Raw genomic sequence first — 25,443 nt, forward strand, 5'->3', positions numbered from 1 at the left:
CCCCACCCCCCGCGCCCGTACGCTGGACCAGTGACGGACGAACCTGCCGAAGAGACGACCGCCCGGCCCGAGGACCCTGAGAACGCGGAACGGCCCGAAGCCCGGCTGGACAGGGCTGTGCGGGCGGCCGAGCAGGCGTTGATCGAGTTCGAGATCGCCGTGGAGACCTTCCGTGTGGAGGTGGAGAACTTCTCCCGCCTCCACCACCAGAAGCTCGGCCCGATGTACGCCCGGCTCGACGAGCTCGACGCCCAGATCGCCGAGGCCAGGGCCTCGCTCACCGGCGACCCGGAGGACCTGCGCAAGGCGCGCGAGGCGCGGGCCGTGGTGCAGCCGATGCCCGGGGTCGACGAGCTCTTCCACGACTGGATGGATTCGGACGGGATCTCCCCCGAGGCCGCCTCGATGCTCACCGATCAGCCCGTACGGCCGCCCAAGCGGGTCCGCCCCAGCGAGGAGGCGCGCAGGCTCTACCGCGAGCTGGCGCGCAAGGCGCACCCCGACCTCGCGCAGGAGGAGCAGGAACGGGCCCGGCGGGAGGAATTCATCACCCGGGTCAACGCCGCCTACGGCCGCGGCGACGAGGAACTGCTGCGGGAGCTTGCCGAGGAGTGGGCGGCGGGGCCGGTGCCGGAGGAGGCGCGGCCCAGCGAGAGCGAGGAGCTTTACGCCCGCCTTGAGTGGCTGGCCCAGCGCAAGGAGCTGCTGGCCGTGCTGGCCCGTGAGCTGGAGGAGAGCGCGATCGGCTCGATGCTGCGGATGGCGCCCGACGACCCGGACCGGCTCCTGGAGGAGATCGCCGAGCAGCTGCTGGCCGAGGTGGCCGGGCGCGAGGCGGTCCTGGCCGAGCTGGTGCAGTAGCGTTCCCGATGACCTGTCCATACGGCTGACACCGCTGAGCGGCCGCTACGGCCGACGCGTACGAGAGAAGGCATGACCCATGAATTTCGCCCAGCTGCCGTCCGTGGATGTCGCTGGTGTGCCGGCGGACGCCCTGGTGCTGGATGTCCGTGAGGACGACGAGTGGGCGGCCGGGCATGTCGAGGGTGCGCTGCACGTGCCGATGAGCGACTTCGTGGCGCGCTTCGGCGATGTGACGCAGGCTGTGGAGGACGGCCGCCGGGCGTATGTGATGTGCCGGGTCGGTGGCCGGTCCGCGCAGGTCACGCAGTATCTGGTGCAGCAGGGCATCGACGCCGTGAACGTCGACGGCGGCATGCAGGCGTGGGACGCCGCCGGGCGCCCCATGGTCACCGACAGCGAGGGCCAGGCCTTCGTCCTCTGACGGGCCGCACGGACGTAAGCCACTCGCGCTGCGGGTGGCTTACGTCCCGTTACCCGAGCGGGTGCGCGGCCAGCAGGTCGCCGAGGGCTTCCTCGTGGGCCGCGGCCGGGCCGAGTGACAGTTCCAGTTGCTTGGCCCAGGCGTGGTAGCGGTGCAGGGGGTAGTCGGTGTCGGCGCCGAAGCCGCCGTGCAGGTGCTGTGCGGTCTGTACGACTCTGCGTACGCCGTCGGAGGCCCAGATCTTCGCCACCGCCACGTCGCCGGAAAGGGGCAGTGCTCCCCCGGCGCCGGTGCTGATGCGCCACGCGGCCTGCCAGAGGGTGGCCTCCATCGCGCGCAGGTCGATGTACCGGTCGGCGGCCTGGACGGCGACCGCCTGGAAGGTGGCGATGGGGAACCCGAACTGTTCGCGTTTCCCGGTGTATTCGCTGGTCATCGCGAGTACGCCCTCGCCCAGGCCGAGCGCGAGCGCACAGGTGCCGGTGGCCAGCAGCTCGCGCAGCCACTCCCAGGCCCCTTCGGCCGTGATGACCGCGGGCGCTTCGATGTGTACGGAGTCGAGGTGGACCTCTGCGTAGCGTTCGCCGTTGGTGGAGATCTGCTCGGCGAGCGTGATCCCGTCGTGGACGCGGGGGACCAGCGCGAGTACGGAGCGGCCTTCCCCGGTGTGCGCGGGCACGGCTATGCGGTCCGCGTGCTGCGCCCAGGGCACTCCGGTCTGCACCCCGTCGAGGATCCAGCCGCCGTCGCCGCTCTCCTGCCGTGCCGTGACCGCGAGTTCGGCGGGGTCGTGGCCGGTGCGGCCGTTGGCCCCGACGGTGAAGACCAGCTCGCCCAGCCCTGCGGCGGGAAGCAGCTCACGGGCCAACTCGGCGTCCCCGTAACGTTGTACAGCCATCGCCACCGCGCTGCTCTCCAGCAGCGGCACCCGGGCCAGCACCTTCGCGGACTCGCGCAGCACCAGGCAGAGGGCGATCGTGTCGAGGCCCGCCCCGCCGTACTGGGGGTCGATGGCCAGGCTCAGCAGGTCCGACTCGGCGAGCTTGCCCCACAGCGGGCGGTCGAACTCCTCGGCCACCGCGCCCTGAGTAAGCGCGGGGCTCGGCACGGCGTCGGGCGAGACTCCTGAGAAGACCGCCTTCGCCGCCTCGACGGCCGCCTGCTGCTCCTCGGTGAAGGTGAAGTCCACAGAACTGTCCTCCCGGCGCACCGAATCTGACGGACCGTCAAGATAGAACAGGTTCTAGCGGATGGGAATGGCTGGTGCCGCCCGATGAGCAGAACTTTGGGGGGCTTCCCCTCCCCCCGCCCACCCCCGCCCCACCCCTCCCCCAACCCCCACCTCACCGATCGAAGTCCAGCTCCACTTCCTTCGTCGCAGGGTGCGACTGGCAGGCCAGTACGTAGCCCGCCTCGGTCTCGTCCTCCTCCAGGGCGAAGTTGCGGTCCATGCGCACCTCGCCCGAGACCAGGAACGCGCGGCAGGTGCCGCACACCCCGCCCTTGCAGGCGTACGGGGCGTCCGAGCGGGCTCGCAGCACCGTGTCCAGGAGCTTCTCGCCGTCCTGGACCGGCCAGGTGCCGGAGCGGCCGTGGAGCGTTGCGGTCAGCGTGGCGTGCGCCGGGGCCGAGGCGGCCGCGGTGCTCTGCGCGGGGGCCTCGTCGACGTGGAAGATCTCCTCGTGGATGCGGCCGCGTGCGACGCCCAGCTCGCGCAGGGCCCGCTCGGCGCCCTGGACCAGGCCGAACGGTCCGCACAGGTACCAGCCGTCGACCTCCTCCACGGGGAGCAGCGCGGGCAGCAGCGCCGTCAGCCGCTCATGGTCGAGCCGTCCGGAGGGCAGGCCGGACTGCTGCTCTTCCCGGGAGAGCGCGGTGACCAGCTGGAACCGGTCGGGGAAGCGGTCCTTCAGGTCCGCCGTCTCTTCCAGGAACATGGTGGACGACACCGTGCGGTCGCTGCGTATGAGGCAGAAGCGGGCTTCGGGCTCCCGCTCCAGCAGGGTGGTGGCGATGGACAGCACCGGGGTGATGCCGCTGCCGCCGACGACGGCCACGAAGTATCCGGCGCGGGGCTCCAGGATGAAGCGGCCCATCGGCTCCATGACGTCGACGACGTCGCCGACGGTGAGTTCCTTGAAGGCGTACGTGGAGAACTCGCCGCCTTCGACGAGGCGGATGCCGACGCGCAGGACCGGCGTGCCGGGCTGTTCGACGGCGGGCGCGCAGATCGAGTACGTACGGCGGATCTCCTGGCCCTGCACGATGCGACGCAGCGCGAGGTGCTGGCCGGGGCGGTGCCGGTAGGCCTCGCGCAGGTCGGGCGGCACGTCGAAGGTGACGGTCACCGAGTCGTCCGTGAGCCGTTCGACTTCACTCACCCGGAGTGGATGGAACATCTACAACTCCTTGAAGTGGTCGAACGGTTCGCGGCAGGCCACGCAGCGGCGCAGGGCCTTGCACGCCGTGGAGGAGAACCGGCTCAGCAGCTCGGTGTCGGTGGAGCCGCAGTGGGGGCAGCGCACGGAGAGGGTGAGGGCGACGGGTCCCTCGGCGGTGTGGGGCCGGGGTGGCGCTATCCCGAACTCGGCCAGTTTGCGGCGGCCTTCGGCGCTGATGTCGTCGGTCGACCAGGCGGGGGAGAGCACCCGGACGACCGAGACGTCCGGGATTCCGTTCTCGTGCAGTACCTGTTCGATGTCGGCGGTCATCGCCTCTATGGCGGGGCAGCCGGTGTAGGTGGGGGTCAGCTGGACGGTGACCTTGCCGGGGCTGTCCAGGTGGACTCCGCGCAGGACGCCGAGTTCCTCCAGGGTGAGGACGGGCAGCTCGGGGTCGGGGACGGATCCGGCGAGCCGGGCCAGTTCCTGTTCCAGCGGTGTCATGGCGGCCGTGGCCGCGGCCGTGCCGGTCACCATGTCGCCCCCGGGTGGCTGCGGTGCAGGTGCTGCATTTCGGCGAGCATCCGTCCGAACGGTTCGGTGTGCAGGCCCTGGCGGCCGGCTCCGGCGGCCCAGGCGCCGGTCCTGGGGCCTTCGGGGACGGTGAGGGTGGCCTGTCGCAGCACCGAGGTGACGGAGGCGAGCCAGGTCCGCTCGGTGTCCTGCCAGTCGATGTCGACGCCGTCAACGGGCTGGAACATCTCTCCGGTGAACCGCCACAGCGCTTCGCAGGCGCGCTGCATCCGCCGGTGGCTCTCTTCGGTGCCGTCGCCCAGGCGCAGGGTCCACTGTTCGGCGTGGTCCTGGTGGTAGGCGACTTCCTTGACCGCCTTGGCGGCGAGCCCGGCGAGTTCGCTGTCGCCGGTGGCGAGCTGTCCGTAGAGCAGCTTCTGGTAGGTCGAGAAGTAGAGCTGGCGGGCGATGGTGTGGGCGAAGTCGCCGTTGGGCTGTTCGACCAGCTGGAGGTTGCGGAAGGCCCGTTCCTCGCGCAGATAGGCCAGTTCGTCCTCGTCGCCGGCGAGGGAGAGCATGACGCGGGCCTGGCCGAGCAGGTCGAGTGCGATGTTGGCGAGGGCCACTTCCTCTTCGAGGACGGGGGCGTGTCCGGCCCACTCCCCCAGCCGGTGCGAGAGCACCAGCGCGTCGTCGCCGAGGGCCAGCGCGGCCGCGGTCGCGGACGTGTCCGCCGTCTTCTCCGTGGTCGGAGTGGGGGCCGGGGTCGTCACAGGTGCTTCACCCCTTCCGGGATCTCGTAGAAGGTCGGGTGGCGGTAGGGCTTGTCGCCGGCCGGTTCGAAGAAGGAGTCCTTCTCGTCGGGGGAGGAGGCGGTGACGGCGGTGGAGGGCACCACCCAGATGGAGACGCCTTCGGACCGTCGGGTGTACAGGTCGCGCGCGTTGCGCAGCGCCATCTGCGCGTCCGGGGCGTGCAGGCTTCCGGCGTGGGTGTGGGACAGTCCGCGGCGCGAGCGCACGAATACCTCCCACAGCGGCCAGTCGTGTGCGGTCATGCCGTTGCCTCCCCGTTGTTGTGCTGCTTGGTCGCGTACGCGGCGGCCGCGTCGCGGACCCAGGCGCCTTCCTCGTGGGCTCGGCGCCGCTGGGTGAGCCGTTGTTCGTTGCAGGGTCCGTTGCCCTTGAGGACGTCCCAGAACTCGGTCCAGTCGATGGCCCCGAAGTCGTGGTGTCCCCGCTCCTCGTTCCACCGCAGGTCGGGGTCGGGGAGGGTGAGGCCGAGGGCCTCGGCCTGGGGGACGCAGATGTCGACGAAGCGCTGGCGCAGCTCGTCGTTCGAGTGCCGCTTGATCTTCCAGGCCATGGACTGCGCCGAGTGGGACGACTCGTCGTCGGGCGGGCCGAACATCATCAGCGAGGGCCACCACCAGCGGTCCACCGCGTCCTGCGCCATCGCGTGCTGTTCCGGGGTGCCCTGGGAGAGGGCGAGGAGCAGTTCGTACCCCTGGCGCTGGTGGAAGGACTCCTCCTTGCAGACGCGGACCATCGCCCGTGCGTACGGCCCGTAGGAGCAGCGGCAGAGGGGGACCTGGTTGGTGATGGCGGCGCCGTCCACGAGCCAGCCGATGGCGCCGACGTCGGCCCAGGTCAGGGTGGGGTAGTTGAAGATCGACGAGTACTTCTGGCGGCCCGAGTGGAGCTTGTCGAGCAGCTCGTCGCGGCTGACGCCGAGGGTTTCCGCCGCGCTGTAGAGATACAGCCCGTGGCCCGCCTCGTCCTGCACCTTCGCCATGAGGATCGCCTTGCGGCGCAGTGAGGGCGCGCGGGTGATCCAGTTGGACTCGGGCTGCATGCCGATGATCTCGGAGTGGGCGTGCTGCGCTATCTGGCGGACCAGCGAGGCCCGGTAGGCCTCGGGCATCCAGTCGCGCGGCTCGATGCGCTCGTCGGCGGCCACGGCGGCGTCGAACGCCGCCGCGTATGCCGACGCGTCCTTCTCGTCCGCCGCTGGTGAGCCGTGCTTGTTGGTGCCGGTCTCCGCGGTCACTGCCGTCATCCGAGCCCCCTGCCGAGCTGTCGATTCCGGGCCGTCCGCCGGGCCACTCGCTCCCGACCGATCGTTCGGTTCATTGACTTCAATGGTGAGTCGGCGGCCCGTAGGGTGTCAACCCTGTGGATAACCCAGTGGAGCCGACCGGGATCGGGGCGGGATGGATTCGTACGACGAGAAGGACGTGCCGGGCAGGGAGGAGCAGGCCCGGCGGCCCGGGCCCGACGCCGCCGACAGCGGCCCGCAAACCGCCCCTGGTGCTGCCGCACCCACTCCGACCAGCGAAGACGTGAACCCGACCGGTGCGCCGGACGCATCCGCCTTCGCTTTCGGCACGCCGGACGCACCCGCCTCCGCGCCTGGCGCCTCGGCCACGCCCGCTCCCGACGCCTCGAACACGCCCGCCCCCGCGCACGGCGTGTCCGCCCCCGCCTCCGCGGCCATCACGGCTCACGAGTCCCCCGCACCCGGCGTCCCCGGGCGCGGTATCGCCGGGCTCTCGCTCCCGTACCAGGTGGCGGCCGCGCTCGCGCTGGCCGGTGTCGCCGTGGTGGGGCTCGTCCACATCGCCATGGTGTTCCTGCACGTCGCGCCGTCGAACACGGTCACCAAGCAGCACGGCAAGGTCGTCGACGACTGGATCTATCCCGAGTTCGAGCAGAACTGGAAGCTCTTCGCTCCCAATCCACTCCAGCAGAACATCGCGGTCCAGGCACGCGCCGAGATCCGCATGGCGGACGGGACCCGCAAGACGACCGGCTGGATCGACCTGTCCGCCGGGGACGGCTCCGGCATCCGCGGCAACCCGCTGCCGAGCCACACCCAGCAGAACGAGCTGCGCCGGGGCTGGGAGTTCTTCATCAACTCCCACACCGACGACAACAAGCCCAACGGCCTGCGCGGCGAGCTCTCCGACCGCTACATCCACCGGATCGTGATGCTCCGCCTCGGCGCGCGGCGTGACGGCGGGACCGTCGAGCGTGTACAGGTCAGGTCCGTGACGACGTCCGTGAAGGCTCCGCGGTGGAGCGACGAGAAGATCGACACCCGGCCGTACTACCGGGTCGTCCCCTGGTGGACCGTGACCCCCGCCGATCTCCCGGCCGGCGCCGGTTCCGCCGACGCGCGGACGGAGGCGGGCCGATGAACGAGTCGATGAACGAGTCGATGAGCGAATCCATGAGCGAGCCCATGAGTGAGGCGGTGAGCGGGTCGGTGAGGGGCACGACGACGAGCGAGGCGACCGGCGAGGCTCCGGGCGCGCAGCCTTGTGCGCCGCGTGCACCCCACGAGTCACAGGGATGGCACGCATCCCTTGAGCACCAAGCACCCCACACGCCCCCCGTCTCCGCCCCCGCCCCTGTCGCCGAGTCCAAGCCCGCCCAGGCCCTGCGCCGGGTCACGGGCGCCGCGCTCGGGCCGTACCAGAGCGCCGTCGTCCGTATCGGCTTCTCCGCGACCTGGCTGCTCTTCCTGCTGCGCGAGCTGCCGCACCGCCGTGAGCTGTACGGCCCCGACGGGCCGTGGAGCTGGGACATGGCCCAGCGGCTCGTCTCCGGCAACCACGCCTTCACGGCGCTGCTGTGGACGGACAGCACGCTCTGGTTCGAGGTCGTGTACGCCGTCGCCGTGCTCTCCAGCGCGCTGCTGATGCTCGGGTGGCGCACCCGCACCATGTCCGTGCTGTTCATGGTGGGTGTCCTTTCGCTGCAGAATCGGTCCGTCTTCATGGGGGACGGCGGTGACAACGTCATCCACCTCATGGCGATCTATCTGGTGCTCACCCGCTGCGGCCAGGTCTGGTCGCTGGACGCGCGGCGCCGCGAGCGGGCCGCCGCCCGCGCCGCCGAGTCCGGCGAGCCGGTGCCGGACCGGGTGGGGATCGTGCTGTGGGCCGTCCTCGGGGTCGCCCTCGCCGGCGTCACCCTGCTCGGTGACGCCGGTGGCGGCTGGCTGCTGATCTTCTGGGGTCTGTGGGTGGTGCAGGCGCTGTGGTGGGCGGCCGGGCGGTACGCCCAGGGCGATCCGCGCGCTCTGCTCGATGTCGTCGCCAACCTCGCGCACAACGCCACCATGGTCGTGATCATGGCCGAGGTCTGTCTGATCTACGCGACCGCCGGCTGGTACAAGATCCAGGGTTCGCGCTGGCAGGACGGCACCGCGCTCTACTACCCGCTGCACCTGGACTACTTCTCGCCCTGGCCCGCCCTGTCGGACATCCTCGGCGGCAGCGGCCTGATCGTCATGCTGCTCACCTATGGAACGGTCGCCGTCCAGGTGGCGTTCCCGTTCACGCTCTTCAACCGGCGGGTCAAGAACGTCCTGCTGGTGGCGATGATGCTGGAGCACGCGGGCATCGCGCTGCTGCTCGGGCTGCCGTTCTTCTCGCTCGCGATGATCGCGGCGGACGCGGTGTTCCTGCCCACCGGCTTCCTGCGGTGGCTGGGCGGCCGTGTCGGGCGGCTGCGGGAGCGGCTGGCGGCACGGGTGGCCCCGCAGCGGTGTGCGGACGAGGAGCAGCGGCCCCGTACGCTCGTGGCGTGAGCAGCGAGACCAGTCCCCGCCCGTCCCCTTCCGCCGATGCCCCGGCCGAGGAGCCGCTTCAGTACGACGAGGGCTACTCGCCCGAGGTCGGTGTCGGGCCGCACCCGCTGCCCTGGCCGCAGGGGGAGCGGTACGACCCGGAGCTGCTCGCGCACGGCGACCGGCGCAATGTCGTCGACGCGTACCGCTACTGGACGCGCGAGGCGATCGTCGCGGACCTGGACACCCGCCGCCACGACTTCCATGTGGCGGTGGAGAACTGGGGCCACGACTTCAACATCGGTTCCGTCGTACGGACCGCCAACGCCTTCCTGGCGAAGGAGATCCACATCGTGGGGCGGCGGCGTTGGAACCGGCGCGGCGCGATGGTCACCGACCGCTACCAGCACGTCCGCCACCACCCGGACACCGAGTCGCTGACGAAGTGGGCGGCCGCCGAGGGGCTGCCGATCATCGGGATCGACAACCTGCCGGGCGCCGTGCCGCTGGAGCGCACGGTGCTGCCCCGGCGGTGTGTGCTGCTGTTCGGGCAGGAGGGGCCGGGCCTCACCGAGCAGGCGCGCGAGCACGCCTCGGCGGTGTGCTCGATCGCCCAGTTCGGCTCGACCCGGTCGATCAACGCGGGCGCGGCGGCCGCGATCGCGATGCATGCCTGGGTGCAGCGCTACGCCACCATCCCGGACCCGGCGCTCTGAAGCCGCGGGTCCGGACCCGGCGCTCCGAGGTGAGGGCGCCGGGTCCGGTACGCGCGTGTCAGGCCTGGCGGCGGACCTCCACCACCCGGAAGCGGTTGGCCACGAACGCGCCGTCGCACAGTGCCGCGTTCGCCGCCGGGTTGCCGCCCGAGCCGTGGAAGTCGGAGAACGCGGCCGTCTGGTTGACGTAGACCCCGCCCGTCAGGTTCAGCGACAGCTGGGCCGACTCCTCCAGGCAGACATCCTCGACCGCGCGCTCCACCTCCTGCGACGTCGTGTACGCGCCGACCGTCATGGCGCCCTTGTCGCGGACCGTGCGGCGCAGCAGCTCCACCGCTCCCGCCGTGGAGTCGACCGCCACGGCGAACGAGACCGGGCCGAAGCACTCCGACAGGTAGGCCGCCTCCGCGTCCGGCTTGGCGCCGTCCAGCTTGACGATGACCGGGGTGCGCACCACCGCGTCCGGGAAGTCCGGGTTGGCGATCTCCCGTGAGGCCAGGGCGACTTCGCCGAGCCCGGCGGCGGCCTCCAGGCGGGTCTTCACGTCCGGGTTGACCAGCGCGCCCAGGATCGCGTTGGCGCGCGCGTCGTCGCCGAGCAGGCCGCCGACCGAGGCGGCGAGGTCGGCCACCACCTCGTCGTAGGACTTGGCTCCCGCGTCCGTGCTGATGCCGTCGCGGGGGATCAGCAGGTTCTGCGGGGTGGTGCACATCTGGCCGCTGTAGAGGGACAGCGAGAACGCCAGGTTGGAGAGCATGCCCTTGTAGTCGTCGGTGGAGTCCACCACGACCGTGTTGACGCCGGCCTTCTCGGTGTAGACCTGCGCCTGGCGGGCGTTGGCCTCCAGCCAGTCGCCGAAGGCGGTCGAACCCGTGTAGTCGATGATCTTGATTTCGGGGCGGACGGCCAGCGTCTTGGCGATGCCCTCGCCGGGCCGCTCGGCGGCCAGCGCCACCAGGTTCGGGTCGAAGCCCGCCTCCGCCAGGACCGCACGCGCGATCTGGACGGTCAGGGCGAGCGGCAGCACCGCGCGCGGGTGCGGCTTGACCAGGACCGGGTTGCCGGTGGCCAGCGAGGCGAACAGGCCCGGGTAGCCGTTCCACGTCGGGAAGGTGTTGCAGCCGATCATCAGGGCGATGCCGCGCGCGGTGGGAATGAAGTTCTTGGTGAGCTCCAGCGGGTCGCGCTTGCCCTGCGGCTTGGACCAGTGCGCCGCGTCCGAGGGGGTGCGGGTCTGCTCCTGGTACGCGTACGCCACTGCCTCCAGGCCGCGGTCCTGGGCGTGCGGGCCGCCCGCCTGGAACGCCATCATGAAGGCCTGGCCGCTGGTGTGCATGACGGCGTGCGCCAGCTCCGGGGTGCGGGCGGAGATACGGGAGATGATCTCCAGGCAGACCAGGGCGCGCAGCTCGGGCCCGGCCTCGCGCCAGGCGCCCATGCCGGCCTTCATCGCGGGCAGCAGCACGTCCAGGTCGGGGTGCGGGTAGGTGACGCCCAACTCGGTGCCGTACGGGGAGACTTCCGCTCCCGTCCAGTCGTCGGTGCCGGGCTGGTCCAGGTCGAGCCGGGTGCCGAGCAGGGCGTCGAAGGCGGCCTTGCCGTCGTTCTCGTACGCCTTGGGGTGCTCGGGGTGGGGCGACCAGTACGCACGCGTGCGGATCGCTTCCAGGGCCTGGTCGAGCGTGGTCCGGTGGGTCTCGGTGAGCTGCTGCGGGCTGAGCTGGGCGGCCATACGGACCTACTCCTCGTCGAGCTGGGCAGGGACGGGCGGACAGAGTTAGAGTAACCGAACGATCGGTCGGGACAAGGGGGTCTGTCGAACCTGTGGACAACTCATCGGGGAGGATCGCGTCATGACCGCCATCGAACAGAGCTCCGCCGTCGGGCCGGACCGCGCAGTCGCCGTCGTCGGCACCGGGACCATGGGCCAGGGCATCGCCCAGGTTGCCCTGGTCGCCGGGCACCCCGTGCGGCTGTACGACGCCGTCCCGGGCCGGGCGCGGGAGGCCGCGGCCGCCGTCGCGGCCCGGCTGGAGCGGCTCGTCGAGAAAGGCCGGATCGCGTCGGGCGAGCGCGACGCGGCACTCGCCCGGCTGCACCCGGCCGAGGAGCTGACCGAGCTCGCGGACGCCGCGCTGGTCGTCGAGGCGGTCCTCGAACAACTCGACGTCAAGCGGGAGCTGTTCGCGGCGATCGAGGAGATCGTCGCCGAGGACTGCCTGCTCGCCACCAACACCTCCTCCCTGTCCGTCACCGCGGTCGCGGGCGCCCTGCGCCACCCGGGCCGCTTCGTCGGGCTGCACTTCTTCAACCCGGCGCCGCTGCTCCCCCTGGTCGAGGTCGTCTCCGGCTTCGCGACCGAGGAGGCGGCCGCCACGCGCGCGTACGAGACGGCCAAGGCGTGGGGCAAGACGCCGGTGCGCTGCGCCGACACCCCGGGCTTCCTGGTCAACCGCATCGCCAGGCCTTTCTACGCGGAGGCCTTCGCCGTGTACGAGGAGCGCGGCGCCGACCCCGCCACCATCGACGCCGTCCTGCGCGAGAGCGGCGGCTTCGCCATGGGCCCCTTCGAGCTGACCGACCTCATCGGCCAGGACGTCAACGAGGCCGTCACCCGCTCGGTGTGGGAGTCCTTCTTCCAGAGCCCCAAGTTCACCCCCTCGCTGGCCCAGCGCAGGCTCGTCGAATCGGGCCTGCACGGCCGCAAGAGCGGCCGCGGCTGGTACGCGTACGGGGACGGCGCGGTGAAGCCTGAACCGCACACCGCCGACCCCGCCGAGGCGCCCGCCGCCGTCACGGTCGTCGGCGACCTCGGGCCCGCCGCCGAGCTCGTCGCGATGATGCGCGAGGCCGGCATCGAGGTGAAGACCGTCGAGTCGGGCGGCCCCTACATCGGGCTGCCGGGCGACGGCCAGCTCGTCCCGGCCGACGGCCGCACCTCCGTCGAGTACGCGGACGTCGTCTACTTCGACCTCGCCCTCGACTACCGGGGCGCGACCCGCATCGCGCTGTCGGGGAGCGAGGACACCTCCACGCGCGCGGTGAGCGAGGCCGTGGGCCTGTTCCAGAAGCTCGGCAAGAAGGTCAGCGTCATCGGGGACGTCCCCGGCATGATCGTCGCCCGTACCGTCGCGATGCTCGCCGACCTCGCGGCCGACGCGGTCGCCCGGGGCGTGGCCACGCCCGAGGACGTCGACACCGCGATGCGCCTGGGCGTCAACTACCCGCTCGGACCCGTCGAGTGGAGCCGCAGGCTCGGTCAGGACTGGGCGTACGACCTGCTGTCGGCGATGCACGAGCGCTGCCCCACCGGGCGGTACGCGCCCTCGCTCGCCCTCTACCGGCAGTCGTACAGCAACGGCGAGGAGACCGCCTCATGACCACCGCCAAGCGCGACACGTACACCCCCGAGACCCTGCTCACGGTGGCCGTGCAGGTCTTCAACGAGCGCGGCTACGACGGCACGTCCATGGAGCACCTGTCCAAGGCGGCCGGCATCTCCAAGTCGTCGATCTACCACCATGTGTCCGGCAAGGAGGAACTGCTGCGGCGGGCCGTCAGCCGCGCCATCGACGGCCTGTTCGCCGTCCTGGACGAGCCGGGCGCCACGCGCGGGCGGCCGATCGAGCGGGTCGAGTACGTCACCAGACGTACGGTCGAGGTGCTGATGGCGGAGCTGCCGTACGTCACGCTGCTGCTGCGGGTGCGCGGCAACACCAAGACCGAGCGCTGGGCGATGGAGCGCCGCCGGGAGTTCGACCAGCGCGTCTCCGACCTGCTCAAGGCCGCGGCGGCCGACGGCGACCTCCGCTCCGACGTGGACATACGCCTGGCGACCCGGCTGCTGTTCGGCATGGTCAACTCCCTGGTGGAGTGGTACCGGCCGCAGCGCGACGGGGAGGCCGAGCGCGCCCAGGTCACCGAGGCGATCGTCCACCTGGCCTTCGACGGGCTGCGCACCCACCCGTGACGCGGCTCCACCTCATCTGACGGCGGGGGCCGCGGCCCCCGCCCTACGGCGTGCCGGGGCCCGGGTCCAGGTCGGTCTCCTCGAAGACCAGCAGCGTCCGTGTGGACAGCACCTCGGGGATCGACTGGAGCTTGGTCAGGACCAGTTCGCGCAGCGCCCGGTTGTCCGGCGAGTGCACCAGCAGCAGCACGTCGAAGTCCCCGCTGACCAGGGCGATGTGCGCGGCGCCCGGCAGCGCCTGGAGCTGTTCGCGGACCGTGCGCCACGAGTTCTGCACGATCTTCAGCGTGATGTACGCGGACGCGCCCTGGCCCGCCCTCTCATGGTCCACGCGCGCGGTGAAGCCGCGGATCACTCCGTCGTCAAGAAGCCTGTTGATCCGGGCGTAGGCGTTGGCGCGCGAGACGTGCACCCGCTCGGCCACGGAGCGTATCGACGCGCGGCCGTCGGTCTGGAGCATGCGCAGGATGTCGCGGTCGACGGCGTCCAGCGGCCGCGCCGCCGCGCCCTGGATGCCCTGGCCCTCGTCAGCCATTTGTTCAGCTGCCATGTCCCCCCGCCTCCCTAGCATGGACGACCTGTCTCTATCCCAGGCTGTGCAGAACCGTTTGTCCACAGGCTCGCGGTGCCTGTAGCCAAAATGCGCTCTCGACCGAACAATCGGTAGGTGAGGCGCATCACACTGTCGTGCCTCCTTCCCGCTCCCACGAGGAGGTGCTTCGTCATGACGGTCCAAGAGCTGCCCGGTGCCGGTGCCGCCGCCTACCGGCCCACCCCTCCCCCTGCCTGGAGGCCCCGCACCGACCCCGCCCCGCTGCTCCCGGACCCCGAGCCGTACCGCGTGCTCGGCACGGACGCCCCGCTCGACCGCGCCCTGATGCTGCGGCTGTACGCGGAGCTGATCCGCGGCCGGCGGTACAACGCGCAGGCCACCGCCCTCACCAAGCAGGGCCGCCTCGCGGTCTACCCGTCCTCCACCGGCCAGGAGGCCTGCGAGGTCGCGGCCGCGCTGGTGCTCCAGGAGCAGGACTGGCTCTTCCCGAGCTACCGGGACACCCTCGCCGCCGTCGCCCGCGGACTCGACCCCGTACAGGCCCTTACCCTGCTGCGCGGCGACTGGCACACCGGGTACGACCCGCACGAGCACCGCATCGCCCCCCTGTGCACCCCCCTCGCCACCCAGCTCCCGCACGCGGTGGGCCTGGCGCACGCCGCCCGCCTCAAGGGCGACGACGTGGTGGCGCTCGCCATGGTCGGCGACGGCGGCACCAGCGAGGGCGACTTCCACGAGGCGCTGAACTTCGCGGCCGTCTGGCAGGCCCCGGTCGTCTTCCTTGTGCAGAACAACGGCTTCGCGATCTCGGTGCCGCTGGCCAAGCAGACCGCGGCCCCCTCCCTCGCCCACAAGGCCGTCGGGTACGGGATGCCGGGCCGGCTGGTCGACGGCAACGACGCGGCGGCGGTCCACGAGGTGCTGGCCGACGCCGTCGCGCGCGCCCGCCGAGGCGGGGGCCCCACGCTGATCGAGGCCGTGACCTACCGGATCGAGGCCCACACCAACGCCGACGACGCCACCCGCTACCGGGTGGACGCCGAGGTGGAGGCGTGGCGCGACCACGACCCGATCCAGCTCCTGGAGGCCGAGCTGACCAGCCGCGGATTCCTCGACGACAGCGCGAAGGAAGCCGCGGCCGAGGCCGCGGAGACGATGGCCGCCGCCCTGCGCGAGCGGATGAACGCGGACGCGGAGCTCGACCCCATGGACCTCTTCGCGCACGTCTACGCCGAGAAGACGGCCCAGCTGCGCGAACAGGAGGCCCAGCTGAGGGCCGAGCTGGCGGCGCACCAGGACGAGGACGAGGGGGAGCGATGACCACGGTCGCGGCCAAGCCCGCCACCATGGCGCAGGCGCTGCAGCGCGCCATGCGCGACGCGATGGCCGAGGACCCCACGGTCCATGTCCTCGGAGAGGACGTGGGCGCGCTCGGCGGGGTCTTCCGGATCACCGACGGCCTCGCCAAGGAGTTCGGCGAGGACCGCTGCACCGACACCCCGCTCGCCGAGGCCGGGATCCTCGGCACGGCGGTCGGCATGGCGATGTACGGGCTGCGGCCCGTGGTGGAGATGCAGTTCGACGCGTTCGCCTACCCGGCGTTCGAGCAGCTGATCAGCCACGTCTCCCGGATGCGCAACCGCACGGCCGGCTCCATGGGGATGCCGCTGGTGGTGCGGGTGCCGTACGGGGGCGGGATCGGCGGGGTGGAGCACCACAGCGACTCCTCCGAGGCCTACTACATGGCGACCCCGGGCCTGCACGTGGTCACGCCCGCCACCGTCGAGGACGCGTACGGACTGCTGCGCGCGGCCATCGCCTCCGACGACCCGGTCGTCTTCCTGGAGCCCAAGCGGCTCTACTGGTCGAAGGCCGAGTGGTCGCCGGACGCGCCCACCGAGGTGGCGCCGATCGGCAAGGCGGTCGTCCGCCGCCCCGGCCGCAGCGCCACCCTGATCACCTACGGACCGTCCGTCCCGGTCTGCCTGGAGGCGGCCGAGGCGGCCACCGCCGAGGGCTGGGACCTGGAGGTCGTCGACCTGCGCTCCCTGGTGCCCTTCGACGACGAGACGGTGTGCGCCTCGGTGCGGCGCACCGGCCGGGCGGTCGTCGTCCACGAGTCGACCGGTTTCGGCGGTCCCGGCGGCGAGATAGCGGCCCGGGTCACCGAGCGCTGCTTCCACCACCTGGAGGCGCCGGTGCTGCGCGTCGCCGGGTTCGACATCCCGTACCCGCCGCCGATGCTGGAGAAGCACCACCTGCCGGGCGTGGACCGGGTCCTGGACGCGGTGGCGCGGCTCCAGTGGGAGGCGGAGAGCTGATGCCCAAGGTCCTGGAATTCAAGCTGCCGGACCTCGGCGAGGGCCTCACCGAGGCGGAGATCGTGCGCTGGCTGGTGGCGGTGGGCGACGTCGTGGCCATCGACCAGCCGGTGGTCGAGGTCGAGACCGCCAAGGCGATGGTGGAGGTGCCGTGCCCCTACGGGGGCGTGGTGACGGCGCGGTTCGGCGAGGAGGGCACGGAACTGCCCGTCGGCGCGCCCCTGCTGACCGTCGCCGTCGGCGCGCCCGAGGCCGCCGATGCCGAGTCGTCGGAGTACTCGGGCAATGTGCTGGTCGGCTACGGGACGGGGGAGGCCGTACGGCGGCGGCGCCGGGTGCGCCCGGCGCCGGTGGGCGCACCGCCCGCCACCGCGCCGGTGACGCCGTCCGGACCCCCGGCGGCCGCCGCGCCCGGCCACGCGCGCGTCGCCGCCACGACGGCCACAGGCGGGTCCGCGCCCGCTGCGGCGGCCGATGGCCCCGTGGCCGTCATCTCACCGCTCGTACGGAAGCTGGCCCGGGAGAACGGGGTGGACCTGCGCGGGCTCACCGGTTCCGGGCCCGACGGGCTGATCCTGCGCTCCGACGTGGAGTCGGCGCTGCGGGCGGAGGCCGAACCGGCGACGGCCGCGACCGTGCCGGTGGCGGCCGGTGTTGCCACCGCTGGGACGCGGATACCGCTGCGCGGGATACGGGGCGCGGTCGCCGACAAGCTGTCGCGCAGCCGGACCGAGATCCCGGACGCCACGTGCTGGGTCGACGCGGACGCCACCGAACTCATGGCGGCGCGGGCCGCGATGAACGCGGTGGGCGGCCCGAAGATCTCCGTACTGGCCCTGCTGGCCCGGATCTGCACGGCCGCCCTCGACCGCTACCCCGAGCTCAACTCGACGGTGGACACGGCGGCGCGGGAGATCGTGCGACTGCCCGCCGTGCACCTGGGCTTCGCCGCCCAGACCGAGCGGGGCCTGGTCGTACCGGTCGTCCGGGACGCGCAGGCGCGCAGCGCGGCGTCGCTCAGCGAGGAGTTCGCGCGGCTGACCGAGGCGGCCCGGGCGGGCACGCTGACCCCCGGTGACCTGACCGGCGGCACCTTCACGCTGAACAACTACGGAGTGTTCGGGGTGGACGGATCGACGCCGATCATCAACCACCCCGAGGCGGCCATGCTCGGCGTGGGCCGGATCGTCCCCAAGCCGTGGGTGCACCAGGGCGAGCTGGCCGTGCGTCAGGTCGTCCAGCTGTCGTTGACCTTCGACCATCGGGTGTGCGACGGCGGCACGGCGGGCGGCTTCCTGCGGTACGTGGCGGACTGCGTGGAGCAGCCGGCGGTGCTGCTGCGGTCGCTGTAGCGGGGTAGGGGTACCGGGGCGCCGGTACCCCTCACGCGCTGGTACGCCAGGGGCGACGCCTCGGTGCCCCAGGCGTGAGGAACCGGTGCTCCAGGTGCCATGCCCCGGCGTCCCGGGCGTGATGCCCCCCCCGCACCCCGGGCGATGCCCGTCGCACCCCGGGCGCCCCATACTGCTGGGATGACGACCCCCTATGACGCCATCGTGCTCGCCGGAGGGGCCGCGCGGCGGCTCGGCGGGGCGGACAAGCCCGGGGTGCGGGTGGGGGGCAGGGCGCTGCTCGACCGGGTGCTCGCCGCCTGCACCGGGGCCGGGGTTACCGTCGTGGTCGGAGGGCGCCGGACCACGGCGCGGCCCGTGGTGTGGACGCGGGAGGAGCCGGCCGGCGGCGGGCCCCTCGCCGCGCTCGACGCGGGACTCAGGCTGACCACCGCCCCCTCGGTGCTCGCACTCTCCGCCGACCTGCCCTTCCTGGGCGAACCCACCGTCGCGGGCCTCCTCGACACGCTCGGCGCGGGCGGGCACGAAGGCGTCCTGTGCGTCGACGAGAGCGGGCGGGCGCAGCCGCTCGTCGCCGTCTACCGGGCCGAGCCGCTCCGCCGCGAACTCGCCCTCCTCGCCGCCGAACACGGAGGCCTCGGCGGGCTCCCGCTGCGGCTGCTGACCCGGGAACTCGACCTCGCCCACCTCCCCGCCCCCCAGCCCCTCGCCTCGTTCGACTGCGACACCTGGGAGGACATCGCGGCGGCCCGCGCCCGGATCAGGGAGCATGGGAACGTGCTGGACGAATGGATCACCGCAGTCAAGGACGAACTCGGCATCGACCTGGACGTCGACACCGGCGTGCTGCTCGACCTGGCCAGGGACGCCGCCCACGGCGTGGCCCGGCCCGCCGCGCCGCTCACGACCTTCCTGGTCGGCTACGCGGCCGCCAAGGCGGGCGGGGAGGGCGCCGACGTCGCCGAGGCGGCCCGCAAGGCCGCCGCCCTCGCCAACCGGTGGGCCGCCGAGAAGGACGAGCTCAACCCGTGACCGGCGCCGAACCGTTCACAGCGCCCATCGACGACGGGGTGGAGGAGGCGCTGGCCCTCGTGAGTGCTCCCGTCCCCGCCCCCGCGCCGGGGCCCCGCCCCCACCACCGCGCCGCCCCCTGGCACCGGGCCAGGGACACCGCCGTCGCGGCCGGGAAGGCGGCGCCCCGCCGCAGCCATCGAGTGCCGCTGGCCCAGGCCCTCGGCGAGACCCTCGCCGCCCCCCTCGCCGCCCTCACCGACCTGCCGTCCTTCGACACCTCCGCCATGGACGGCTGGGTCGTCGCGGGCCCCGGGCCCTGGCGGATCCGGGGCGCGGCCGACGGCATCCTCGCCGGGCACGCCGCACCCGCCCCGCTCGCGGACGGCGAGGCCGTACGGATCGCCACCGGGGCGCGCATTCCCGCCGAGGCGACCGCCGTCCTGCGCAGCGAGCACGCCCACGCGGACGAGGCCAAGGCGCTGCTCCACGCGGAGCGGGAGGTCGTCACCGGGCAGGACATCCGCCCGCGCGGGCAGGAGTGCCGCTCCGGCGACCAACTGCTGCCCGCCGCCGCGCTGGTCACCCCGGCCGTCCTGGGGCTGGCGGCGGCCGCCGGGTACGACGAGCTGTCCACCGTGCCACGGCCCCGTGTCGAGATCTTCGTTCTCGGCGACGAGCTGCTGGCCGAGGGGCTGCCGCACGAGGGGCTGATCCGGGACGCGCTCGGTCCGATGCTGGGGCCCTGGCTGCGCATGCTCGGCGCGGAGGTCGTCGCCACACGGCGGCTCAAGGACGACGCCGAGGCGCTGTTCGCGGCCGTGACCGGGTCGGAGGCCGACCTGGTGCTGACGACCGGCGGCACGGCGGCCGGGCCCGTCGACCATGTGCACCCCGTGCTGCGGGCGATGGGGGCCGAGCTGCTGGTGGACGGGGTCGCCGTCCGCCCCGGGCACCCGATGCTGCTGGCCCGGATCGCCGCCGGGAAGCACCTGGTGGGGCTGCCGGGCAACCCGCTCGCTGCCGTCTCGGCGCTGCTCACGCTCGCCGAGCCCCTGCTGCGGGAGCTCGCGGGACGGGCGGGCGGCGCCGCGGCGACCGGCCCGTACACCGCCGCGCTGCGCGACGAGGTGCACGGGCATCCGTACGACACCCGGCTCGTGCCCGTGGTGCACCGGGGCGACCGGGTCGTGCCGCTGCACTACAACGGCCCGGCGATGCTGCGGGGGATCGCGGCGGCGGACGGGCTGGCGGTCGTCCCGCCCGGCGGGGCGCGGGCCGGTCAGGAGGTCGAGGTCCTGGACCTTCCGTGGGGGGAACTCGGAGCGGGGGAAGGGTGTTTCACGTGAAACGAACCCGGCTGATGCCCAACTCGCGTACAGGCGAATGGTGTTTCACGTGAAACGGCACCCGGAGAAGCTCAACAGGAGGCTCAACACCCGTACTGCCAAGCGGTGTTTCACGTGAAACCTCGTGCCCTCATCCTCAACTCACGCATTACTGAACGGTGTTCCACGTGAAACTGCCCGGCCAAGACGCGATTGCCCGGCAGGCGGGCGAGAATCTGGTCACCCGGCGGGTGAAGCTGCCGCGCCGGGTGGTCGACCGGCCGCTGCGGCAGGTCGGCAAGCGGCTGCTGATGGCGCTCGGCGTGCTGGTGCTGACCACGTTCATCGTGTGGATCGACCGTTCCGGCTACCACGACAACGCCGACGGCAGCCTGGATCTGCTGGATGCCGCCTACTACGCCACCGTCACGCTCTCCACGACGGGTTACGGCGACATCGTTCCGTACAGCGACAGTGCCAGGCTCTGCAACATCCTGCTGGTGACGCCGCTGCGCGTGCTGTTTCTGATCATCCTGGTCGGTACGACTCTCGAGGTCCTCACGGAGCGGACCCGGGAGGAGTGGCGGCTCAACCGCTGGAAGGCGAACTTGCGAGACCACACCGTCGTCGTCGGCTTCGGGACGAAGGGCCGTTCGGCGATTCAGACGCTGTGTGCGACCGGGCTGAAGAAGGAGCAGGTCGTGGTCGTCGACCCCAGTGCGAAGGTGATCGAGACCGCCAACGCGGAGGGGTTCGTCGGGGTCATCGGGGACGCGACGCGCAGTGATGTGCTGCTCAGGGCCGAGGTGCAGAAGGCCCGGCAGGTGGTGATCGCCACGCAGCGCGACGACACGGCGGTGCTGGTCACGCTGACGGCACGCCAGCTCAACCGGGGGGCGAAGATCGTCGCGGCGGTGCGGGAGGAGGAGAACGCGCCGCTGCTGCGGCAGTCCGGGGCGGACGCGGTGATCACGAGTGCGAGCGCGGCGGGGCGGCTGCTCGGGCTGTCCGTGCTCAGCCCCAGCGCGGGCACGGTGATGGAGGATCTGATCCAGCAGGGCAGCGGGCTCGACCTCGTCGAACGGCCGGTGAAGAAGAGCGAGGTGGGGCGGGGGGTCCGGGAGACCGAGGACCTCACGGTCAGTGTGCTGCGCGGGCACCGGCTGCTCGCCTACGACGACGTACGGGCCAGTCCGCTTCAGCTGACGGACCGGCTGATCACGATCGTACGGGCGGGCGGGGCGGCCTCGGAGGGTGCGGCGGAGTAGCGTCGGCCGCATGCATGCGATCACGATTCCTGAGCCGGGTGGTCCCGAAGCGCTGGTCTGGGCCGAGGTGCCCGATCCGGTGGCGGGCGAGGGCGAGGTCCTCGTCGAGGTGGCGGCGGCGGCCGTCAACCGTGCGGATGTGTTGCAGCGGCAGGGGCATTACGAGCCGCCGCCGGGGGCGTCGCCGTATCCGGGCCTCGAGTGCTCCGGGCGGATCGTCGCGCTGGGGCCCGGGGTGTCCGGGTGGTCCGTGGGCGACGAGGTGTGCGCGCTGCTGAGCGGGGGCGGGTACGCGGAGAAGGTGGCGGTGCCGGTGGGGCAGCTGCTGCCGGTGCCGGAGGGGGTGTCGCTGACGGTGGCGGCGTCGCTGCCGGAGGCCGTCGCGACGGTGTGGTCCAACGTGTTCATGGTCGCCCATCTGCGGCCCGGCGAGACGCTGTTGGTGCACGGGGGTGCGAGTGGGATCGGCACGATGGCGACCCAGCTCGGCAAGGCGGTGGGGGCGCGGGTCGCCGTCACGGCGGGCGGGCCCGAGAAGCTGGCGCGGTGCGCGGAGCTGGGGGCGGACGTGCTGATCGACTACCGCGAGCAGGACTTCGTGGAGGAGGTCCGGGCGGCGACGGACGGGGCCGGAGCGGACGTCATCCTCGACATCATGGGGGCGAAGTATCTCGACCGGAACGTACGGGCGTTGGCGGTCAACGGGCGGCTTGCCGTCATCGGGATGCAGGGCGGGGTGAAGGGGGAGCTCAACCTCGGGGCGCTGATGGCCAAGCGGGGGGCTGTGACGGCGACGACCCTGCGGGGGCGGCCGGGGGTGGAGAAGGCGGCCATCGTGGCGGCGGTTCGGGAGCATGTGTGGCCGCTGGTTGGTGCGGGGCGGGTGCGGCCGGTTGTGGATCGGGTGGTGGGGATGGCCTCGGCGGCGGAGGGGCATCGGGTGTTGGAGGCGGGGCGGCACGTGGGGAAGGTTTTGCTGGTGGTTTGAGCCCCCACCCCGCCCCTTCCCGCTGCGACAATTTGCGGCTCCGCCGCGTGGCCTGCCGGGGGCGGGGGTGGGTGCGGGAAGGGGGTTTCCCGGGGACTCCGTCCCCGGACCTCTGGGCGGGGGCTCCGCCCCCTGCACCCCTGGCGGGGCTGCGCCCCTGCGCCCCGCTCTTGTTCGGTGGCTGCCGGCCGGTGGGGGCTGGGCGCGCAGTTCCCCGCGCCCCTTAGCGGGATCGTGGGGGGCCGGGACCGCGGTTGCGGCCCGGCCCCTCCGCTCTCCTACAAGTACGGCCCCGATCGAACCCCCGGCCCGTCCTCGTCGTCGTGGGGGGCGCCTGGCGGGAGGGCGCGGCGCATTTGTTCCAGTTGGGCTCGGGCTGCCATTTGTTGGGCGAACAGGGCCGTCTGGATGCCGTGGAAGAGGCCTTCCAGCCAGCCCACCAACTGGGCCTGGGCGATGCGGAGTTCCGCCTCGGAGGGGATCGCCTCGTCCGTGAAGGGGAGGGACAGGCGCTCCAGCTCCTCCACCAGCTCGGGAGCCAGGCCGTCCTCCAGCTCCTTGACCGAGGAGGCGTGGATGTCCTTCAGGCGTACGCGGCTCGCCTCGTCCAGAGGAGCCGCGCGTACTTCTTCCAGAAGCTGTTTGATCATGCTGCCGATGCGCATGACCTTGGCGGGCTGTTCGACCATCTCCGTCACCGGGACCTCGCGCGACTCGTCGTCACCGCCGCCGATGGCCATGCCGTCCTGTCCGACGACCAGGATGTGGGGGCTGTCCGGCGACTGTTCGTTCCTCGGCATCTCCATGCCGCCCATTCTCTCGCACACGTGCCTCACATCACGTTGTGCCCCCGGGGAGAGATGATCCACCCCCGGACGGGACACCGATGGACATGGATTTGTGTCATGGGCGGCGTAGGCGCAGGGCCAGGAAGCCCAGGCCCAGGCCCGTCAGCGTCAGGCCCGCGCCCATCGACAGGACGTGCACCCGTAGGTCCGACGTCGTGGACAGGCGGGACGGTTGGACCTTGCGGGCCACCGCCGGCTGGGCGCTCGGCGGCGGTGGCGTCGGCGAGCGGAACGCGTCGGCGATCGGCTGCGCCGACGCGTCCGGTACGTACGGGAGGGTCCCCGGCGGGCGGCCCGGCCGGGCCCTGCCCTCCCCCGCCCGGTTGCCCGCGAAGCGCTGGTCCAGGGCGGAGGGGGCGGCGGGCGGCGGCGGGTCCTCGGCGTGCGCGGGCGCGGCGGGCGGGGTCACCAGTAGCAGGCCCGCCAGCGCGGCGCCCGCGCCGAGTGTCCGAAGCCGCGTCCGGAGCCGGATCCGGAGCCCTGAAGCCATGGAGTCAGCGTCACATGAGCCGACAAAGCGGGCATCCCGGGTGCGTCACCCGGGTGCCCGCCGACCCGGCCCCCTACTGCTGCGGCGGGTTGCCCGTCGACAGCGTCAGGGTGAACTGGGCTTCCTTCGGGTCCACGTCGACGCCCGCCGCCGGGAACTGCGTCACCACCGTGTCCTGGCCCCACTGCCCGTTGTCCACGGACTCGGTGTTGACCTTCCAGCCCGCCGCCTGGATGCACGACTTCACCGACAGGATGTCCTTGTAGGTGAAGTCGGGCGCCTGGACCTTCGACGGGTCGAGGGCGGACTTCGACGGGCTGGTGCACTTGGTGGTGTCCAGCGTGCGGCTGCGCTCCGGGCCCTTGTGGCCCGCTACGTTCTCGCCGGAGGCCTTCTTGTCGCCGCCCGAGCCCGAGTCGTCGCCGCCGTTCATCACCAGCGCCGTGACCAGGCCGCCGACGGCCAGGACCGCCACCGCGATCGCGCCGACGATCACGGGGGTGTTCTTCTTCGAGGAGTTCGAGGAGGAACCGCCGCCGGTCGGGGCGCTCGGGGAGATCGTGTACGGCGGCGGGGTGTGCTGCGCGGGCATCGGGGCCTGCGGCTGCATCTGCTGCTGCGGGTAGCCGTACGAGGGCTGCGGCGTCGGGGCCGGCGTCGGCGGGCCGTACGGGCTCGCCTGGTACGGCGTCTGGACGCTGCCCTGGTAGCCCTGCTGGGCCGAGGCGTCCAGCGGCGGGAAGACCGTCGAGCCGACGCCCTGGCCGCTGGCGACCGGGCCGCCGCCGGTGATCACCGGGGCCGCGCCGGTCTGGCCGCTGGCGGAGATGCGGGCGATCTCGTCGCGCATCGCGGCCGCGCTCGGGAAGCGCTCGTTCGGGTTCTTCTTCAGCGCGCGGGCCACCAGCGCGTCCACGGCCGGCGGGATGGACCGGTTGACCGTGGAGGGCGCGACCGGCTCCTCCTGGACGTGTGCGTACGCGATGGCGAGCGGCGAGTCGGCGTCGAACGGGATCCGGCCGGTGAGCAGCTGGAAGAGCATGATGCCGACCGAGTACAGGTCGGAGCGGGCGTCGACGCCCCGGCCCAGCGCCTGCTCGGGCGAGAGGTACTGCGGGGTGCCGACGACCATGCCGGTCTGGGTCATCGAGGTGACGCCGGACTGCATGGCGCGCGCGATGCCGAAGTCCATGACCTTGACCACGCCGCGCTTGGTCACCATCACGTTGCCGGGCTTGATGTCGCGGTGGACCAGGCCCATCTCGTGGCTGACCTCGAGGGCCGCCAGGACGTCGGCGGTCATCTTGAGGGCCTTGTCGGCGGGCATCGCGCCGTATTGCTGGATGTCGGTGTGCAGCACCGAGCCGAGCGGCTGGCCCTCCACGTACTCCATGACGATGTACGGCATCATCGCGCCGCCCAGCTCGTCCTCACCGGTGTCGAAGACCGACACGATGTTGGTGTGCTGGAGCTTGGCGACGGCCTGGGCCTCGCGGCGGAAGCGCTCGCGGAAGGACTGTTCCCGGCCGAGTTCGGTGTGCAGGGTCTTGATCGCCACCTGGCGGTCCAGTGCGGCGTCGTACGCCAGGTAGACCGAGGCCATGCCGCCTTCGCCGAGGAGGTCGCGCAGCTGATAGCGCCCGCCCGCGATGGACCCGCCCGCATAGCGGCCCTGTGCGCCGTCCTGGCTCATGACTGTGCATCCCCCTTGGCGCGGTGGCCAGTGATGATCCTCGAATTTTTCAGGCCAAGTCTGCCGGAGGGGGTCGACACGTCAAGCCGAGTGCCCGTTCCGTGACCGTACGCGCAAGAAGCGTCTCGTAAGCGTTACAGGAATCGCATGG

General features: G+C 72.3%; 25 protein-coding genes. 14 read left to right on the top strand and 11 right to left on the bottom strand.

Translation table 11 applies throughout. The features are described from left to right. Positions 1-30: 30 nt before the first annotated feature. Together IE252_RS27180 and IE252_RS27185 are read left to right on the top strand one after the other, a co-directional pair. Positions 31-861: a hypothetical protein gene (locus IE252_RS27180; protein WP_190092076.1), complete on the top strand. Its 831-nt coding sequence runs from the start codon at positions 31-33 to the stop codon at positions 859-861. Positions 862-940: 79 nt separating this feature from the next. After that, positions 941-1,285, top strand: a complete 345-nt coding sequence (locus IE252_RS27185) for a rhodanese-like domain-containing protein (RefSeq protein WP_190092077.1) — start codon at positions 941-943, stop codon at positions 1,283-1,285. Between the two features lie 49 nt (positions 1,286-1,334). Here the strand turns inward: IE252_RS27185 and IE252_RS27190 are convergent, their stop codons facing one another. The 6 genes from IE252_RS27190 to paaA all read right to left on the bottom strand — a co-directional run bounded on the left by IE252_RS27190 (position 1,335) and on the right by paaA (position 6,237). Beyond that, a complete protein-coding gene (locus IE252_RS27190) occupies positions 1,335-2,474 on the bottom strand; it encodes an acyl-CoA dehydrogenase family protein (RefSeq protein WP_190092078.1) in 1,140 nt (379 codons plus the stop codon). A gap of 154 nt (positions 2,475-2,628) precedes the next feature. Next, positions 2,629-3,684, bottom strand: a complete 1,056-nt coding sequence (locus IE252_RS27195; RefSeq protein WP_190092079.1) for a 2Fe-2S iron-sulfur cluster-binding protein — start codon at positions 3,682-3,684, stop codon at positions 2,629-2,631. After that, the gene (gene paaD / locus IE252_RS27200) at positions 3,685-4,203 is read right to left on the bottom strand and encodes a 1,2-phenylacetyl-CoA epoxidase subunit PaaD (RefSeq protein WP_190092080.1); all 519 of its coding nucleotides are present in this window, start codon (positions 4,201-4,203) and stop codon (positions 3,685-3,687) included. Next, positions 4,197-4,952, bottom strand: a complete 756-nt coding sequence (gene paaC / locus IE252_RS27205; protein WP_190092081.1) for a 1,2-phenylacetyl-CoA epoxidase subunit PaaC — start codon at positions 4,950-4,952, stop codon at positions 4,197-4,199. The genes paaD and paaC overlap by 7 nt, the downstream gene beginning before the upstream one ends. After that, on the bottom strand, positions 4,949-5,236 hold the full coding sequence (gene paaB, locus IE252_RS27210) for a 1,2-phenylacetyl-CoA epoxidase subunit PaaB (RefSeq protein ID WP_101389119.1): 288 nt from the start codon (positions 5,234-5,236) through the stop codon (positions 4,949-4,951). The genes paaC and paaB overlap by 4 nt, the downstream gene beginning before the upstream one ends. After that, positions 5,233-6,237: a 1,2-phenylacetyl-CoA epoxidase subunit PaaA gene (gene paaA, locus IE252_RS27215; RefSeq protein ID WP_190092082.1), complete on the bottom strand. Its 1,005-nt coding sequence runs from the start codon at positions 6,235-6,237 to the stop codon at positions 5,233-5,235. Before paaA ends, paaB begins: the two co-directional genes overlap by 4 nt. 154 nt (positions 6,238-6,391) lie before the next feature. Here paaA and IE252_RS27220 point away from each other — a divergent pair, with 154 nt between their 5' ends. The 3 genes from IE252_RS27220 to IE252_RS27230 are packed head-to-tail and all read left to right on the top strand — an operon-like array spanning position 6,392 to position 9,470. Next, positions 6,392-7,378, top strand: a complete 987-nt coding sequence (locus IE252_RS27220; RefSeq protein ID WP_229848811.1) for a DUF5819 family protein — start codon at positions 6,392-6,394, stop codon at positions 7,376-7,378. Then, positions 7,375-8,775 carry an HTTM domain-containing protein gene (locus tag IE252_RS27225; protein ID WP_229848812.1) on the top strand — a complete coding sequence of 467 codons (1,401 nt, stop codon included), beginning with the start codon at positions 7,375-7,377 and terminating at the stop codon, positions 8,773-8,775. Before IE252_RS27220 ends, IE252_RS27225 begins: the two co-directional genes overlap by 4 nt. Continuing rightward, the gene (locus tag IE252_RS27230; RefSeq protein ID WP_190092083.1) at positions 8,772-9,470 is read left to right on the top strand and encodes a TrmH family RNA methyltransferase; all 699 of its coding nucleotides are present in this window, start codon (positions 8,772-8,774) and stop codon (positions 9,468-9,470) included. Before IE252_RS27225 ends, IE252_RS27230 begins: the two co-directional genes overlap by 4 nt. Before the next feature lie 58 nt (positions 9,471-9,528). Here the strand turns inward: IE252_RS27230 and paaN are convergent, their stop codons facing one another. Beyond that, entirely contained in the window at positions 9,529-11,202 is a 1,674-nt protein-coding gene (paaN, locus tag IE252_RS27235; RefSeq protein WP_190092084.1) for a phenylacetic acid degradation protein PaaN, read from the bottom strand. Positions 11,203-11,323: 121 nt separating this feature from the next. Here paaN and IE252_RS27240 point away from each other — a divergent pair, with 121 nt between their 5' ends. Beyond that, positions 11,324-12,850, top strand: a complete 1,527-nt coding sequence (locus IE252_RS27240) for a 3-hydroxyacyl-CoA dehydrogenase (RefSeq protein ID WP_190092085.1) — start codon at positions 11,324-11,326, stop codon at positions 12,848-12,850. Next, positions 12,847-13,440, top strand: coding sequence for a TetR/AcrR family transcriptional regulator (locus IE252_RS27245; RefSeq protein ID WP_190092086.1), 594 nt, complete (start codon positions 12,847-12,849; stop codon positions 13,438-13,440). The genes IE252_RS27240 and IE252_RS27245 overlap by 4 nt, the downstream gene beginning before the upstream one ends. A 43-nt stretch (positions 13,441-13,483) precedes the next feature. On the opposite strand, the gene IE252_RS27250 is transcribed toward IE252_RS27245, so the two are convergent. Beyond that, entirely contained in the window at positions 13,484-13,990 is a 507-nt protein-coding gene (locus tag IE252_RS27250) for an Lrp/AsnC family transcriptional regulator (protein WP_190092087.1), read from the bottom strand. Between the two features lie 174 nt (positions 13,991-14,164). Here IE252_RS27250 and pdhA point away from each other — a divergent pair, with 174 nt between their 5' ends. The 7 genes from pdhA (at position 14,165) to IE252_RS27280 (ending at position 22,261) form a co-directional block, all read left to right on the top strand. Next, positions 14,165-15,313 (top strand): pyruvate dehydrogenase (acetyl-transferring) E1 component subunit alpha, encoded by a 1,149-nt coding sequence (gene pdhA / locus IE252_RS27255; protein WP_190092088.1) that lies wholly within the window; start codon positions 14,165-14,167, stop codon positions 15,311-15,313. Next, complete coding sequence (locus IE252_RS27260; protein WP_190092089.1) at positions 15,310-16,314, top strand: alpha-ketoacid dehydrogenase subunit beta; 1,005 nt, start codon at positions 15,310-15,312, stop codon at positions 16,312-16,314. Before pdhA ends, IE252_RS27260 begins: the two co-directional genes overlap by 4 nt. Next, positions 16,314-17,666 (top strand): dihydrolipoamide acetyltransferase family protein, encoded by a 1,353-nt coding sequence (locus IE252_RS27265; RefSeq protein WP_190092090.1) that lies wholly within the window; start codon positions 16,314-16,316, stop codon positions 17,664-17,666. Before IE252_RS27260 ends, IE252_RS27265 begins: the two co-directional genes overlap by 1 nt. Positions 17,667-17,846: 180 nt before the next feature. Further along, positions 17,847-18,698, top strand: coding sequence for a DUF6457 domain-containing protein (locus IE252_RS43425; RefSeq protein WP_229848813.1), 852 nt, complete (start codon positions 17,847-17,849; stop codon positions 18,696-18,698). After that, positions 18,695-20,026 (top strand): molybdopterin molybdotransferase MoeA, encoded by a 1,332-nt coding sequence (locus IE252_RS27270; protein WP_506417293.1) that lies wholly within the window; start codon positions 18,695-18,697, stop codon positions 20,024-20,026. The genes IE252_RS43425 and IE252_RS27270 overlap by 4 nt, the downstream gene beginning before the upstream one ends. A gap of 167 nt (positions 20,027-20,193) precedes the next feature. Then, positions 20,194-21,273 carry a potassium channel family protein gene (locus IE252_RS27275; protein WP_190092092.1) on the top strand — a complete coding sequence of 360 codons (1,080 nt, stop codon included), beginning with the start codon at positions 20,194-20,196 and terminating at the stop codon, positions 21,271-21,273. Between the two features lie 10 nt (positions 21,274-21,283). Then, positions 21,284-22,261, top strand: a complete 978-nt coding sequence (locus IE252_RS27280) for an NAD(P)H-quinone oxidoreductase (RefSeq protein WP_190092093.1) — start codon at positions 21,284-21,286, stop codon at positions 22,259-22,261. 278 nt (positions 22,262-22,539) lie between these two features. On the opposite strand, the gene IE252_RS27285 is transcribed toward IE252_RS27280, so the two are convergent. The 3 genes from IE252_RS27285 to IE252_RS27295 form a co-directional block, all read right to left on the bottom strand. Then, positions 22,540-23,067 carry a bacterial proteasome activator family protein gene (locus IE252_RS27285; RefSeq protein WP_067164116.1) on the bottom strand — a complete coding sequence of 176 codons (528 nt, stop codon included), beginning with the start codon at positions 23,065-23,067 and terminating at the stop codon, positions 22,540-22,542. 97 nt (positions 23,068-23,164) lie between these two features. Then, entirely contained in the window at positions 23,165-23,599 is a 435-nt protein-coding gene (locus IE252_RS27290; RefSeq protein WP_190092094.1) for a hypothetical protein, read from the bottom strand. A 73-nt stretch (positions 23,600-23,672) separates the two neighbouring features. Next, positions 23,673-25,292: a protein kinase domain-containing protein gene (locus IE252_RS27295; RefSeq protein WP_190092095.1), complete on the bottom strand. Its 1,620-nt coding sequence runs from the start codon at positions 25,290-25,292 to the stop codon at positions 23,673-23,675. Positions 25,293-25,443: the final 151 nt, after the last annotated feature.

This window comes from Streptomyces melanogenes (assembly GCF_014649795.1).
Taxonomy (GTDB): Bacteria; Actinomycetota; Actinomycetes; order Streptomycetales; family Streptomycetaceae; genus Streptomyces; species Streptomyces noboritoensis.